This window comes from Natronococcus sp. CG52 (assembly GCF_023913515.1).
Classification (GTDB): domain Archaea; phylum Halobacteriota; class Halobacteria; order Halobacteriales; family Natrialbaceae; genus Natronococcus; species Natronococcus zhouii.
Genome location: NZ_CP099391.1, coordinates 2,270,982 through 2,285,978, shown reverse-complemented (window position 1 = coordinate 2,285,978; position 14,997 = coordinate 2,270,982). Strand labels below are relative to the sequence as shown.

At 65.4% G+C, this 14,997-nt stretch carries 12 protein-coding genes; 7 read left to right on the top strand and 5 right to left on the bottom strand.

The window, feature by feature from the left end; all coding sequences use genetic code 11:
- Position 1: 1 nt before the first annotated feature.
- The 3 genes from NED97_RS11520 (at position 2) to NED97_RS11510 (ending at position 3,349) form a co-directional block, all read left to right on the top strand.
- Positions 2 to 925, top strand: coding sequence for an ABC transporter permease (locus tag NED97_RS11520; RefSeq protein WP_252487188.1), 924 nt, complete (start codon positions 2 to 4; stop codon positions 923 to 925).
- Positions 918 to 1,721 carry an ABC transporter permease gene (locus NED97_RS11515; RefSeq protein WP_252487187.1) on the top strand — a complete coding sequence of 268 codons (804 nt, stop codon included), beginning with the start codon at positions 918 to 920 and terminating at the stop codon, positions 1,719 to 1,721. The genes NED97_RS11520 and NED97_RS11515 overlap by 8 nt, the downstream gene beginning before the upstream one ends.
- 410 nt (positions 1,722 to 2,131) lie before the next feature.
- Complete coding sequence (locus NED97_RS11510) at positions 2,132 to 3,349, top strand: polysaccharide deacetylase family protein (RefSeq protein ID WP_252487186.1); 1,218 nt, start codon at positions 2,132 to 2,134, stop codon at positions 3,347 to 3,349.
- Between the two features lie 73 nt (positions 3,350 to 3,422).
- Here the strand turns inward: NED97_RS11510 and NED97_RS11505 are convergent, their stop codons facing one another.
- Positions 3,423 to 4,394: an EamA family transporter gene (locus NED97_RS11505; RefSeq protein ID WP_252487185.1), complete on the bottom strand. Its 972-nt coding sequence runs from the start codon at positions 4,392 to 4,394 to the stop codon at positions 3,423 to 3,425.
- A gap of 385 nt (positions 4,395 to 4,779) precedes the next feature.
- Positions 4,780 to 6,717 carry a beta-CASP ribonuclease aCPSF1 gene (locus NED97_RS11500; RefSeq protein ID WP_252487184.1) on the bottom strand — a complete coding sequence of 646 codons (1,938 nt, stop codon included), beginning with the start codon at positions 6,715 to 6,717 and terminating at the stop codon, positions 4,780 to 4,782.
- A gap of 354 nt (positions 6,718 to 7,071) precedes the next feature.
- On the opposite strand from NED97_RS11500, the gene NED97_RS11495 reads away from it, so the two are divergent.
- Positions 7,072 to 7,554 (top strand): hypothetical protein, encoded by a 483-nt coding sequence (locus NED97_RS11495; protein ID WP_252487183.1) that lies wholly within the window; start codon positions 7,072 to 7,074, stop codon positions 7,552 to 7,554.
- Positions 7,555 to 7,598: 44 nt separating this feature from the next.
- Here NED97_RS11495 and NED97_RS11490 read toward each other — a convergent pair whose 3' ends face one another.
- Positions 7,599 to 8,222: a hypothetical protein gene (locus NED97_RS11490; protein WP_252487182.1), complete on the bottom strand. Its 624-nt coding sequence runs from the start codon at positions 8,220 to 8,222 to the stop codon at positions 7,599 to 7,601.
- Positions 8,223 to 8,338: 116 nt separating this feature from the next.
- On the opposite strand from NED97_RS11490, the gene nucS reads away from it, so the two are divergent.
- On the top strand, positions 8,339 to 9,082 hold the full coding sequence (gene nucS / locus NED97_RS11485; RefSeq protein WP_252487181.1) for an endonuclease NucS: 744 nt from the start codon (positions 8,339 to 8,341) through the stop codon (positions 9,080 to 9,082).
- Positions 9,083 to 9,132: 50 nt separating this feature from the next.
- On the opposite strand, the gene NED97_RS11480 is transcribed toward nucS, so the two are convergent.
- Positions 9,133 to 9,591, bottom strand: a complete 459-nt coding sequence (locus tag NED97_RS11480; RefSeq protein WP_252487180.1) for a YbhB/YbcL family Raf kinase inhibitor-like protein — start codon at positions 9,589 to 9,591, stop codon at positions 9,133 to 9,135.
- 198 nt (positions 9,592 to 9,789) lie between these two features.
- On the opposite strand from NED97_RS11480, the gene NED97_RS11475 reads away from it, so the two are divergent.
- The gene (locus NED97_RS11475) at positions 9,790 to 10,251 is read left to right on the top strand and encodes a DoxX family membrane protein (protein ID WP_252487179.1); all 462 of its coding nucleotides are present in this window, start codon (positions 9,790 to 9,792) and stop codon (positions 10,249 to 10,251) included.
- A 6-nt stretch (positions 10,252 to 10,257) separates the two neighbouring features.
- On the opposite strand, the gene mutS is transcribed toward NED97_RS11475, so the two are convergent.
- Complete coding sequence (mutS, locus tag NED97_RS11470) at positions 10,258 to 13,029, bottom strand: DNA mismatch repair protein MutS (protein ID WP_252487178.1); 2,772 nt, start codon at positions 13,027 to 13,029, stop codon at positions 10,258 to 10,260.
- 145 nt (positions 13,030 to 13,174) lie between these two features.
- Here mutS and NED97_RS11465 point away from each other — a divergent pair, with 145 nt between their 5' ends.
- Positions 13,175 to 14,968, top strand: coding sequence for a winged helix-turn-helix transcriptional regulator (locus NED97_RS11465; protein ID WP_252487177.1), 1,794 nt, complete (start codon positions 13,175 to 13,177; stop codon positions 14,966 to 14,968).
- Positions 14,969 to 14,997: the final 29 nt, after the last annotated feature.

The following is a 14,997-nucleotide window of genomic DNA, read 5'->3' as shown; positions in this document are numbered from 1 at the left end:
CATGTCCGATACGGCATCGTCACTTCCCGGCGGACTCGAGCGCGTCTGGGAGCCGCTTCGGGAGCGGTCGCGATCGAAGCGATCGCTCCTGCTCATGTTGCCCCTCGTGGCGTTCGAGCTACTGATCTTCCTCGCGCCGTTTCTCATCCTCCTGCGGATCAGCGTCGCGGAGGGGGCCTCGGCGTCGGCGTTCGCGGAGGGGACCTGGTCGCTCGGCGCCTACGCCAACGTGTTCACGAGCGACCTGTTCAGGAGTATCGTCGTCTACTCGTTCCTGATGGGCCTCGCCGTGACGGTCATCACCGTCGCGGTCGCACTGCTGTACGCGTACGCGATCTGGCGCGCCGAGGGGCTGATCAAGTCCGCGCTGCTGTTCTCGGTCGTCCTACCGCTCCTGACGACGCTGGTCATCAAGACCTACGCGTTCGTACCCCTGCTCGCGCCCAGCGGGACGCTCAACGACGTGCTTCTGTCGCTGAACCTCATCTCCTCGCCGCTCCAGATCGTCCCCGGGACGGCCGGCGTCATCGTCGGGCAGGTCTACATCGTCCTGCCCTACGCCGTGCTCGCGATCTACAGCGTCATGGCGACGATGGACTGGGGGATCGTCGAGGCCGCGCGCGACCTCGGGGCGAGCCGTCCGCGTTCGTTCCTCGAGGTCGTGGTTCCGCAGGCGATGCCCGGCATCATCGTCGGCGCCGTAGTTTCGTTCGCCTGGAGCGTCGGCGCCTACGCCGCGCCCGCGCTGCTCGGCGGCGGCCGAGACCAGACGTTCGCGATTCAGGTCGAAGAGCAGATGCTGACCGGCTTCCGGTGGCCGACTGCCACCGCGCTGTCGGTCGTGATGATCCTGGCGATGGTCGTCAGCGTGGCGCTCCTCTTCGCCGCGCTCAACCGCTTCGGAGGTGAGTTCGAGTATGCATAGAGAAACCGTAGAGAACGTCGCGTTCCGGGCCGGCTACCTGTCGATCATGGCGTGCCTGCTCCTGCCGCTGGTCGTCGTCGTCGTGACGTCGTTCTCGGCGTCCGGCCAGCTCGCGTTCCCGCCCGAGAACTACTCGCTGGTCTGGTACCGCGAGTTCTTCGCGAGCGACCTCTGGCTGCAGGCGTTCGACAACAGCATCGTCGTCGGATTCGGCACGACGGCCCTCGCAACGACGCTCGGCGTCACGGCCGCGTTCGGGCAGGAGCTCGACGACGGCCGGCTGGGGAGTCTGCTCGCGCCGCTCGTGTTGCTGCCGCTGCTGATCCCGCCGGTCATCCTCGGGATCACGCTGCTGGTCTACTTCAACGAGATCGGACTCCGCGCGACCTACACGAGCATCATCCTCGCCCACGCGCTGTGGGCGACCCCGCTCGTCTACTTCGTCATGCGGTCGGTGTTCAGCCGGTTCGACTGGCAGCAACTCGACGCCGCCCGCGACCTCGGCGCCGGACCGATCTCCTCGTTCGCCCACGTCGTCCTGCCGAACGTGAAACACGGGATCTTCGTCGGCGCGCTGCTCGCCTTTATCGTCAGCCTCCAGGAGTTCGTGATGGCGCTGTTCCTCTCGAGTCACGGCACCCGGACGATTCCGGTGCTGGCCTGGAGCGAACTGCGCCAGTCGCTGGATCCGATGGTGAGCGTCGTCTCGACGTTCCTGATCCTCATCTCGCTGCTGGCTCTCGCGCTCGCGACGCTCGCGACGAACCTGGAGTGGGTCTCGAAGCAGCTGTCCTGACCGGAGCGCCGCGACGATCGCTCCGGCGGGCGTCCGCAACCGGAGGAGATTACCGGCGGCCATCGCTCCCGTCGCGGCGCGCGGTCTCGGTCGCCTCCGAAACCTCGTCGATCCGACGGGCCGCCCGCCGTCACCGCCGTTTCCCGCTCGATAAACGCGTGCCGAATCGAGAACGGACGGGGAGTCGCGGAGCAGGATCGATCGCTGATCTCAGCACCGGTTCGAGTCCGACCATCAGGGGCGCGGTTACGAAATCGATAACGTACTCTTGCAGCGAGCCGAACCGATTCACCGGCGACTCCGAGAGTCGAATCTCGTTTAAGGGGATCATCAATAAATGACTCGAGTCGAGACGGACGAACAGCATGGACCAAGATTTCTCCAGACGGCGCGCGTTGGCTACCCTTGGTGTGGCCTCTACTACTGTCGCCGGTTGTCTCGGGGTGCTTCCCGACGGGTCCTCCAAGAGCAAAGCGAACGGGTCCGACGGGGGCGGAAACCACCGAACGTGGCCCGCCATCGAGGCGGGCGAAGTCATCTCCGATTTCGAGGAGCTCGATCAGTGGACGGAACACACCGGACGGATCGAACCCGCGCCGGACGAGGTGCGGGCCGGCTCGCAGGCGGCGGTCATCGAGAGTGACGAGGGGACGGCCGGGGCGGGCATATCCTTCTCCGACGGCCTCGATCTCGAGGCGTGGGACGTCTCGATGGCGGTCAAGCCGGAATCCGCGAGTCGGATCATCGTCGAATTCATCGCCCCGAGCCGGGACGAACGGCTCACCACCGTCCGATCGGTGCCGGACGGCCACGACGGCTGGTTCCGTCTCGACTGCGGCTACGAACACAAGCCGGCGGACGAGCCGGACCCTTCGAACGTCACCCAGTTGAACGTCGTCGCTGCCGGACCCGAGGACGGGTCGACTCGACTGCTGGTCGACGACCTCCGCCGAACCGAAGCCGTCGACAACGGAAAGGCGATCCTCGCGTTTTACGACGGCCACCGGTCGCACTTCGACGTCGCGGCGAAGCTGTTAGACGAACGGGGATGGTCCGGTGCGGTCCCGGTCGATCCCAGGCGCGTCGGCAGCGGGGACCGGATGGATTTCGACGAGTTACAGCAGCTTCGGGATCGGGAGTGGGACGTTTGCTCGTACCCGCGAGCGGACGCCGACCTCACCGAGCAGCCGGAGGATCGACAGCGGACGGTCGTCGAAAATACCCGGGAATCTCTCACCGACCGCGGTTTCTCGGACGGCTCGCGACACTTCTTCGCTCCCGAGTGGCGACAGATGAGTCCGACCACGCTCTCGATCGTCCGGGATTATCACGAGTCGGGATTCCTGTTCGGATCCTGCCCGACCGGTGCACCACCGACCGGAATTCACACGACGCCGGTGATCTGGGGGCCCGCCCTATACAACGGCGTTCGTCGCCACATCAACCTCTGCGATCAGTACCGGAAGCTCACGGTAATTCGGATCCCCCCGATCGTCGAGGGCGAGAACGCGGGTGAAAACAGCATGTCGCTCGAGGACTTCGAGCACCTTCTCGATCACATCGAGAACCGGGGCCTCGACGTGATTACGCCCTCTGATCTGATCGACGGGACGATGGACGGGAACTGAGAACGAGCGGAGGGCTTTCTACGGGAAGCGGACGGTCTCGAGTCGCGTCGCTCGCGTACCGTGAATCGTCGACTCAGTAGCCGAGTTGAATCAGCACGCAGCCGACGAGGATGGTCGCCGACGCGGATCCCTTCTGGAGCAGCGTGAACCGGTCGAACTGCTCGCTCAGGAGTTCGGGCGCGAGTTTCGACAGCGAGAGCGCGCCGACGAATACGAGCATGACGTCGAGTTTGGTGATCGCGGTGGCCAGCGAGACCGGGCCGTGCTCGAGCGCCCGGATGAACGTAAACAGGGCGAGCGCGTTCAGCAAGCCGGCGGCGAGCAACACGGCGGTGCCAGCCGGCAGTTTCGTCTCGCCCGTCGGGAGGTCGGCCACCGCGCCGGGGTCTAGCCGTGGTCGGAAGCGTCCGCCGGTCCGGAACGGTACCGCCGCACCCAGCGAGAGAAGCCCCCCGAGACTGATCCAGAAGAGCAACTCGACGGTTCCGAGGCTCGTCGTGAGCGCCTTCATTCCCGTGTTGAGGACGGCGAAGGCGGCCGCAGCCAGCACTGCGATCGCGATTATCGAGGGGGTGACACGAGGGTGGACCGACCCCTCGCCGCGCTCGACCGAGATGAACAGCGCCCCGAAGACGACGAGCGAGATCCCCGCGTAAACGCTGGCCGGGAACGACTCGCCCAGCAGGAGCACGCCCAGTATCAACACGAAGATCGTTTCGATCGCGAGGACCGGCACGAATCGGGAGACGTCGCCGACGACGAGCCCCCAGTAGTAGACGCCGTAGCCGAGCGTCGAGACGACGCCGAACGCGACCGCCGTGAGGACTGTCGCCGCCGGAGCCGAGGCTCCGCCCGCCCCGCGTATCGCTCCCCACTCGAGTAGCGGTCCAGCGACGACGTAGACCGCGTAGAACGGCGCGCAGGTGTAGAGCATTAGGGTGATCGGATCATCGATCGACGCGCCGCTGACGACCTTCGAGAGCAGGGCGATACCGGCGTAGATCGTCGCCGTGAGGACCGCGTAGACGAGCCAGGTTGCGATCATCGCTCGATCACCGCTCGACTCCGGTTCGCGAAAATCGCCGTGGGTCCGACGAAAACCGCCGGTGCAGCGATCGACAGTCCCCGTCGTGAGATTCGCCTCGAGCCGCGCTCCGCGTTCGATCGCTCGTCACCAACCATTCGATCACAAACGGAGACGCTGGATACACAAGGGCTGTGCTTTCCAGAGCCGTTCGGCTGGACCCGTTCAGTCGGAGACTCGTTTCACGGTCGACGGACTCTCGAGTGACTCACGATCCGACGCGAGGACCGACCGAAATCCACGAAGAACTACCGTGGTCGGGATGACGCTTTGAACGGACGAATGAGGAGTTCACGCAGCGGTTTGGACGATTCCGGTGCCGCCGAACGCCGCGAACGAATCGCCGTTAGAGGAACCGGAACGTCTCGAGGTTCTTCGGCGCGAAGGTCCGCATGTTGTAGTCGTGGTAGAGCGCGGAGGAGAGGTCCTGGGTGGAGCGTTCGTCACCGTGGACACAGAGCACCTTCTCGGGACGCGGGTTCATCGTCTTAACGAAGTTCTCGAGACCGGCGCGGTCGGCGTGACCGGAGAAGCCGTCGACGGTCTCGACCTCCATGTTCAGCGAGAGGGTGCCGCGACCGCCGCCGTTGTTACCCATGGCACCGACTTCGCTGGTCGGGATCTCGTCCCAGCCGTTCTGGATGCGTCGGCCGAGGGTTCCCTGGGCCTGGTAGCCGACGAAGACGAGCGTCGAGTTCGGATCGGGGCCGAGGTGGCTGAGCCAGGACATGATCGGTCCGCCGGTGACCATCCCCGATGTCGAGAGGATGATACACGGGCCGCCGTCGGCGACGTCCTGGCGCTCCTCCTCGCCGCCGTCGATGTGATTGAACTCCTCGGCGAGGAAGGGGTTCTCGTCCTCGTGGAAGATGCGGTCCCGGAGGTCGTCGCGCAGGTACTCGGGGTAGGTCGTGTGGATCGCGGTCGCCTCCCAGATCATCCCGTCTAAGTGGACCGGCATCGAGGGGATGTCGCCGGAGCGCATCGCCTCTTCGAGGACGAGCATGATCTCCTGTGAGCGGCCGACCGCGAAGGCGGGAATGACGACCTTCCCGTCGCGCTCGTAGGTGTCCTTGATGACCTGCTTCAAGTTGCGCTCGGAGTCCGCCTGGTCGGTCTGGTAGTCGTTGCGACCACCGTAGGTCGACTCGAGAACGAGCGTCTCGACCCGCGGGAAGTCGTTGACCGCGCCGTTGAACAGGCGCGTGTCCTCGTAGTGGATGTCGCCGGAGAACGCGACGTTGTAAAGGCCGTCGCCGATGTGGAAGTGCGAGACGGCCGAACCGAGGATGTGGCCCGCGTTGTGGAAGGTGAGTTTGACGTCGGGTGCGATGTCGGTGACGTCGCCGTACTCGAGCGGGATGCAGTGTTTGATCGCTTCGCGGACCATCTCGGACTCGTACGGCGGTGCGCGCCCTTCCTTGGCGGCGACGTCGAGGTAGTCGAGCGTCAGGAGACCCATCAGGTCCCGCGTGGGTTCGGTGCAGTAGATCGGGCCGTCGTAGCCGTACTTGAAGAGAAGCGGGATGAGCGCGGAGTGGTCGAGGTGGGCGTGGGTGAGGACGACGGCGTCGATCGTCTGGGCGCCCGCGCCGAGCGCCTCGGGTGCGTGGAGGTACGGCACCTCGCCCTCGGCACCGGGCTTGTCACCGCAGTCGATGAGGACCCGCGTCTCGGGCGTCGAGAGGATGAACGAAGCACGTCCGACCTCGCGACAGCAGCCGAGCGTCGTGATGCGGACGTACTCGTCGTCGGACATCTCCTCGCGGTGGATCTGCCGGCCGACGCGTTCCAGGATATCCCGGCGCTCGTCGCGTTCCTGCTTGAGGTAGCTCCGAACGTTCGAGACGGTGGAGGACTCGATCGGCGGCGTTCGAACGACCTCGGGCGTCCAGCCGACGTTTTTCGTGATGTCGCGGAGCGTCGACCCGTGGCGGCCGATAACCATGCCGGGTTTCTCGGCCTCGATGACGACCTCGCCGGTGTCGGCGTGGAAGTCGAGGTCGGTGACGCCGGCCTCCTCTGGGATGACGTTCATGATCTTCTCGCGCGCTTCGTCGGGTCGGGAGAGAACGCTCGGATCCGGGCGGACGGTAATCCGCTTGCGGAGTTTGCTCGCGAGTTTCCGGATCAGGTCGCCCTGCTGGGCGAACTTCTTCGGGTCGCGCGTGTAGACGACCAGTTCCGGGCCTTCGTATTTCACCGAGGAAACCGAGATATCGCTCGGTAACTCGCTCGTGATCTCTGCTTTCAAATCGTCGAGTTGCTGCTCTACAGTGCTCATAATCGCCAGTTGTCGATTGCGCGAACTCGCCGACGAGGGAGCGTCCGTACCGTCGGCGTCGAAGCAGGAGTGGGGTGATCGTCAGTGACGGCCAGCCGATCGGCGATCGTCGACCGCTGCATCTGCAATACTGCCGACGATGTTGAACGACGATGCCATCGGAAAACGCGGTTTACGTTCCGTCTGGTACCCCAAATCATCGTGTGCTGCTTCGTACGCGACGAAGACGCTCCCAGGTCGGTTATCCTGGTCCGTGCGGGAAGATTCCAGGGAGAACCCGCTTACCCGTGGCTATTCTTTGCGTGGTATAAAAGCCTTCGCAAAACACAGGACAGTTCCGCTCGAAACGCACGTATGCGTCTGACACCGGACCGCGTTGTCGCCGAACGAGATTGGGTTGCACAGCGAGCCGACGCCGTCGTGCCGATCATCAACGACGTGCGCGACGATCTCGGTTCGATCTTCGACACTGACGTCGATCCCGTCACCGAGGACGCGTACCTCGAGGAGGTCGACGCCGTCTTCGCCGACGGCGACCTGGCGGTCAACGTCGCGGCGATGATCGCGATCCTCCGCGAACTCGACGTCGCGAACGACTATCCGGGGTTCATCGTCGACGAAATTCTCGGCCGAGAGCTGGCCGCCACGATCGCTGGCACGCAGCCCCTGCGAACGCTCGGCGAGGCGACCTTCCACTACGCGGATCTGCAGGTCCACGGCGACGACGCCGAAAACGCGGGCGTCGACGACCTCGAGGCGGCGCTGGCCGCCGGCTTCCAGGAACGGCTCCCCGGCTGGAACTGGACCGAACGAGAGAGTCCGTTCAGCGTCGAGTAGGCCGAGAAAATAGAGAGCGGGAATCGACCTCCGTTACGGACAGTTCACGCCTCGCCGTCGGCGGTGTCCTCGCTATCGTCCTCCTCCGTCTCCTCGCCGGTGTCGTCCTCGCCGTCGTCCGAGTCGGTGTCTTCATCGGAATCCGCTTCGTCCGCTTCCTCGCCGTCGTCCGTCTCCTCACCATCGTCCACCTCTCCTTCCTCCTCGTCGGGTTCCGGCTCCGGCTCCGGCTGAGGCTGCTGTTCCTGCTGCTCGAGGAACTGATCGTAGGCTGCAGCCCGATGCAACGAGGATACCGCGCCTTCCCGGAGCGCGCTCACGATCGCTTCCGCCGAACCGTCGATCTGGTAGAGGCCGATGTCTCCGCTCGACTCCTCGATCGTCAGATCCGAATCGTCCTCGACTCGAGCCTCGAACGCTTCGGTCGCCTCGTCGATCAGTTCCTGCTCGCGCTGCTGGGCCTCCCTCGCGTCCATCTCTCCCTCCTCGACCGCTTCGATGAGATCCTCGATCTCCTCCGGATCCGGACCCACGGCGGCCGTCAACACGTCGTCGGGTTCGTCTCCGTCGTCGCTCAGCGGATTGAACGCGGCACAGCCGGCGAGCGCCGCTGCGGTACCCGTTCCGGTGATTCGGAGAAATCGACGGCGGTCGTATTCGTTGATCATTCGTATTCGAACGCGTAGACCGACGAAAATAAGTGTTTTCGATCCCCTCATCTCTCGAAGCTCGCTCGACCGTCGGTTCGGGGACCTTTTATTCGCCAGCCGGCTATCTGTCCCCAGTGACAGCCGGTATCCAGCCCCCGCAGGCGACCACGCTCGAGCAACCCGCCCTCGAGACGGCCCGCGAGGCGATCGCCGACGGGATCGAACGCGAGGCCATGATCACCGTCTTCGGTCGCTGCACCGTCGACTACGACGGTCGCGCCTCGAGTCGACTCGAGGCCGGCGACCGCCACGTGATGCTCAAACCCGACGGCGCGGCTCTCGTCCACACCGACGAGGGCCAACAGCCCGTCAACTGGCAGCCGCCGGGCTGTGAGCACGCCGTCCGCTGCGAGGACGACGCGCTCGTGATTGAGAGCCTGCGATCGACGCCGGACGAGCGGCTGCTCGTCTCCTTTCGGCAGGTGCTCCAGGTCTCGACGTTCGCGGGATCGGACCCCAACGAAATCGCGCTCGTCGGCACCGAGGAGGACCTTCGACAGCGGATCCTCGAGGAGCCGTCGCTGCTCGAGTCCGGCTTTACCCCGTTGGCGACCGAGCGCGATACGCCGGCCGGCGCGGTCGACATCTACGGTGAGGATTCGGCGGGCCGATCGGTCGTCGTCGAACTCAAGCGCCGTCGCGTCGGCCCGGACGCGGTGAGTCAGCTTCGGCGGTACGTCGACGCCCTTTCACGAGATCTCCACGCCGACGCCGCCGTTCGCGGCGTGCTCGTCGCGCCGTCGGTGACCGACCGGGCCGACCGGCTGCTGGCTCGGCACGACCTCGAGTTCGTCTCGCTCGAGCCGACGGACGGGTAGCCGGTGCCCAATTACCGGTTAGTCCGCCGGGGAGCCGGTGTGACTGTCGGTCAGGCCGTCGGGTACCTTCCCTGGAACAGCGCCTGTGCGACGACGTGGCCGTCCAACGCCGACTCGAGGTCGCCGGCGCTGGTGTCAGAATCGAGGTCGAGTGTGGTGTCCAGCGCGTAGAGTTTGAACCGGTAGGTGTGCTCTCGGTCCGGCGGACTCGGCCCGCCGTAGCCGACGTCGCCGAAGTCGTTCGTTCCTTCCATCGCATCGTCGGGATCCCAGTCTTCCGGAATCGTCGTCGTCTCCGGCGGAATATTCCAGACGAGCCAGTGATCCCAAACTTTCCCTGCGGGCTCGACCGCGTCAGGATCGTCCACGATCAGCGCCAGCGATTCGGCCTCGTCGGGGACGCCGTTGACCTCGAGCGGCGGGTTGACGTTCTCCGCGTCGCGGCCGTGCTTTTCGGGAATCCGTTCGCCGTCGTCGAACGCGTTACTCGTGAGGGTGAAGTCTGTCATGGTGATTACCTCCGATAGTGTGTCATCAGTTTCAGCGCGGATACCGAACTCCAGCGGTGGATCGTCGGGCTCGTCGCCCGCCTCGTCGACCTCACTCGAGCGTTCGATGCCGGCCACGAAGAATCTTGCAGTGGCGGCTCCGGAGACATGCAACTGCCACGTCGGCACCTATCCCGTTCGGGACGTTGTCATCGAACGATGAGACTCTCGTCTCGAATTCAACAGCGACGGAGCAGCGACGCGACTGACCGATCCGATGCGAGCGCGGACGGGTCTCCGCTCGCCGAAACCGCGCTGTTTCGACTCGGGCGCGTCCTCTTCGGTGGCATCCTCGCGTTCAACGCGCTCGATAACCTTCGGAATCTCGACGAGCGGATCGGCTACGCCGAATCCAAGAACGCGCCGTTTCCGGAGATCGCCGTCCCCGCAGTGAGCGGGGGCCTCCTGCTCGGCGGGCTCGGCGTAGTGCTGTGGCGGATTCCGTCCGCGGCCGCCGCGGCGATCGTGGGATTCCTGGTCAGTACCACCCCGGTGATGCACGACTTCTGGAACCTCGAGGATCCCGAACAGAAACAACAGCAGCTCATCCACTTCCTGAAAAACACCGCACTTCTCGGGGCCGCCCTCGCGTTCCTGAAGGTCGGGCAGCGCCACGACTAACGGCGCTTACTCCTCGAGCAGCCGCTGCAGCCGATCGAGCTCCGTCAGGGCCTCGACTGGCGTGAGGTGAGCAACCTCGAGGGACCGAAGCTCGGCCGTGATGTCGGCTAGCAGGTCAGCGTTGGCCTCGTGGCTCGATGGTGATCGTGACCCCGCGGCTCGCTCGCCGCCGTCGGCCGTCGCCGTGGCGGGCGCGGGCCCGTCCGTATCGGAGCCGTCGACCGACTCTCCATCTATAGCCGCGTCGTCGGCGTTCTCGGCGACCAGTTCCCGCGAGCGCTCGACGACCGGCTCGGGGACGCCAGCCGCAGTCGCAACCTCCACGCCGTAGGAACCCGTCGCCGCACCGGGGACGATCTCGTGGTGGAAGACGACCTCGCCGTCCGTTTGCTCGACCTCGAAGTGGAGCGTGAACGCGGCCTCGAGCTCGTCGGCGAGTTCGGTCAGCGGGTGGTGGTGGGTCGCGAACAGGGTCGTCGCCCCGACCGCGTCGTGGATGTGCTCGGTAATCGACTGCGCGATGGCGAGGCCGTCCGCCGTCGACGTGCCTCGACCCACCTCGTCGAGCAGGACCAGCGAACCCTCGTCGGCCTCCCGGAGGATGGTCGCGAGTTCGTCCATCTCGATCATGAACGTCGAGCGCCCGCCGGCGATATCGTCGCTGGCGCCGACGCGGGTGAATATTCGGTCGACGGGCGTGATCCGGGCCGATCGGGCGGGGACGAAGCTGCCGACCTGCGCCAGCAGCACGATCTGGGCGACCTGGCGCATGTACGTCGACTTCCCCGACATGTTCGGCCCCGTGATCACCGCCAGTCGCTGCTCGGGAGCGAGTCGGGCACCGTTCGGGACGAACGACTCCTGAGTGCGCTCGACGACGGGATGGCGACCGCCATCGACGTCGATCTCGAGTCCCTCGCCATCGTCGCGCGATTCGATCTCCGGTCGGCAGTAATCGTACTGGGCGGCGACGGTCGCGAGCGAGACGAGCGCGTCGAGCGTCGCGAGCGCGTCAGCCAGGTTCTGGACGCGTTCGACCTCCCCGGCGACCTCGCTGCGGACGTCACAGAAGAGTTCGTACTCGCGCTCGTCCGCGCGCTCCTCCGCGCCGACGATCTCGTCCTCGCGCTCCTTGAGTTCGGGCGTGACGAACCGCTCCGAGTTCTTCAGGGTCTGGCGGCGCTGGTAGTTCTCGGGTACCGCCTCGAGATTCGGGTTCGTGACCTCGATGTAGTAGCCGTGAACCGAGTTGTAGCCGACCTTGAGCGAGTCGACGCCGGTTCGCTCGCGCTCGCGCTCCTCGAGGTCGTCGATCCACTGTTTGCCGTCCCGGGCGGTCCCGCGGAGTTCGTCCAGGTCCGCGTCGTACTCCTCGGCGATGATGCCACCCTCGGTGATCTCGATCGGCGGGTCCGACACGATGGCGCCGTCGATCAGGTCGCGAACGTCGGCGAGCGGATCGAGGTCGGCGTGTAACTGCCGGAGTCGATCGCAGTCGGCGTCGGCGAGCCGATCGCGGACCTCGGGAACGACGGCCAGCGTGTCCCGGAGCGAGCGCAGGTCCCGCGCGTTAGCTCGCTCGCGAGAGATCCGGCCGATCAGCCGCTCGAGGTCGTAGACGTCCCGCAGCAGTTCGTGGAGTTGCTCGCGGCACTGGACCGATCCGGTCAACTCTTCGACCGCGTCGAGACGCGCCTCGATGCGTTCGGGCTCGAGCAGGGGACGGCGGATCCAGTCCCGGAGCTTTCGGCCTCCGAGCGCGCTCGCCGTCTCGTCGAGGACGCCGACGAGTGTCGCGTCCTCGCGGCTGTGGACTGCTCGCGGTTCGAATAGTTCGAGACTCCGCAGGGCGACGGCGTCGAGCAGCAGGTACTCGCGGGGGTCGTACCGGGTGAGGTGCGTGATGTACTCGAGGCGAGCGCCGCCCGCGTCGCCGGGTTCGGTGCCGTCTTCGTCGATGTCGGTGTCGGCCGTTACGTCACGCTCGCCTTCGTGTTCGCCGCCGCGAACGTACTCCGCATAGGAGAGCAACGCGCCGCAGGCCCGAACCTCGGCGTCGCTGGCGAGCAGAGCATCGGGATTGCGGAAGTATCGCGATACCGTCTCGCCCGCGCGCTCACGATCGAACACGTCGGCCTCGAACGGCGTCACCATGCAGGTCTCGGGGAAGAGGTCGACGGACGCGTCCGGTCCGACGACGGCCTCCGAGGGATCGAACCGGCTCACTTCGTCGGCGATCGCTTCGCTCGAGGTAGAACTCGTCGCGAGGAAGTCACCGGTCGAGACGTCGAGCAGGGCGATGGCGAGTTCCTCGTCCGCCTCCGCGTGCTCCTCGCCGCTGCCGCGGGCGACCGCGGCCACGAAGTTGTTGTCGTCGCTGGCGAGCAGTTCGTCCTCCGTGAGCGTTCCGGGGGTGATTACGCGCGTGACCGCGCGTTCGACGACCCCCGGTGACTCGCCGGGTTCCTCGATCTGGTCCGCGACGGCGACGCGGTAGCCGGACTCGAGCAACTCCTCGATGTAGGACTCGGCGTTGTCGATCGGGATGCCCGTCATCGGATACTCGCCGGTGCTGTCCTCGCGGCTGGTCAGCGTCACCTCGAGCAGCCGCGCGGTGCGTTCAGCGGCGCCACAGAAGGTCTCGTAGAAGTCGCCGACCTGAAAGAGGACGAGCGCGTCGTCGTAGCGCACACAGAGATCGTAATACTGCCGCATCATCGGCGTCAGCTCGTCGGGTTTCTCGGCCATCGCGTCGGGCGGGCCAAGCGCCGGATCCATACCAGGAGTCCGCCGCTCGACGGGGAAATAGCTTGCTGGATTCCGGTCCCGTCACCGGAGCGCGCTATAGCGACTGGTTAGTAACCTGCCGTTAAATACACGGAAAAGCGTATTACAGTGTATCTGTAATGTTCTCTTGACTGGTATGGAACGACGTTCGTCGCTCGCGGCCCGAATCGTGGCCTGTCTGGTCGCAGTACTGATACTCGGTCTTCCGCTCGCCGGACTCGCCGCCGGAGCGATCGACGAAGCCGGCTCGAGTGCGACAGAACTGGACTCGGACGGGGATAGCTCGACGGCCACCGAGCCGACCGAGAGCTCGAGCGACGGGGCGAACGAGACTGGTGATCTAACGGACGACACGATCGAAACCGTCGATGACACGACCGACGAGACGGAGAACACGTCGTCCGAAACGACCGAAGAGTTGAACGAGACGGTCACGGAGTCTACTGAACCAGCCGAGGAAACGACCGACGACACGGCTGAGACAGCCGGCGATACGACCGAAACCATCGACGAGGCGGTCAATGAGACGTTGGAGACGACTGATGAGACAGTCGAAGAGACGACCGAAGGTGCGACTGATACCGTCGACGGCACGGTGGAGAACACGACGGATACTGTCGAAGACACAGCCGGAGGCACGACTGAAACCGTCGAGGGGGCGGTCACCGAGACGACTGATGAGACAGTCGAAAACACGACCGGAACAGTCGATGACACGGTCGACGACGCGACCGAAACAATCGAAGGGACGACCGAAGATGCGACCGAAACGGTCGATGACTCGGTCGAGGAGACGACGGGTACTGTCGAAGACACGACTGAAGGGACAACGGAGGCTGTTGAGAAGACGACCTCAGAGACGACCGATACTATTGGAAACACGACAGACGAGACGACCGATACCGTCGAAAACACGATCGGAGAGACCACAGACCTCGTCGACGACACGACCGAGGAGACGGTCGACTCGGTCGAGGAGACGGTATACTCGACGGCCGTGACTTCCGGGTCCGATATCGACGGGACGACCAGGACGGTCGAGAACACGGCGGGCTCGAGCGAGCCCATCGACCGAGACGATACCGAGGTCGGCGACCCGGAGGAAAATCACGGGACGACCACCGTTTCACCGGCAGAGACGGCCAGCGACGGAACGGATACGAACGAGACGACCGCTGACGACGACGGGACCGACCGATCCAGCGCACCTGACGAGCGTGAGACGCCGTCCACCACGACGGACGCGATCCTGATCGGACTGCTCGGTGTGGTCACGGCGTCCGGGGCAACCGCCGGAAGCGCCGGTGCGGCCGGTGCGACCGGAGCCACGGGCAGCTCCCTTGCCAGTTGGGCGAACCAGTTCCCGCTCCGACAGCTTCGACGAATGGTCGCCGATCTCCCGTGGGAGCTGCTGGCGATCCTTCGGTACAGCCGGTACGACGACTCCGATCCGCTCGAGAACGACGTTCGCGAGGCCGTCTATGCGACGATCCAGGACGAACCCGGCTGCTATCTCTCGCAGGTGAGCGAGCGAAGCGGCGTGTCGCTGTCGACCGTTCGCCACCACGCTCGCGTACTCGATGAGGAGGGGATGGTAACGGCGGTGAAGGTCAACGGCAAGCGTCGGTACTACCTCGACGCGACGGACGTCGAACTCCACGCGGCACTCGAGGAACCGGCCAAGCGCGACGTGCTCGAGGCGCTCGCCGAACTCGGTCGAGCGCACAACGGCCGGCTGGCGGACGAACTGAACCGCGACCCCAGTACCGTCTCACACCACCTCTCCGCGCTGGCCGAGGACGAACTGGTCGTCCGCGAACGCGACGGCCGGGCGATGGTCAACGAACTCACACCGAAGGCCGAGACGGCGCTGCTCGGAGAGCCGGTGAGCGACACGACTTCCTCGAGGCGAGCCCCGGCGGACGACTGAGCCCCTATTCGCCCGGTCGGGATCCGGAG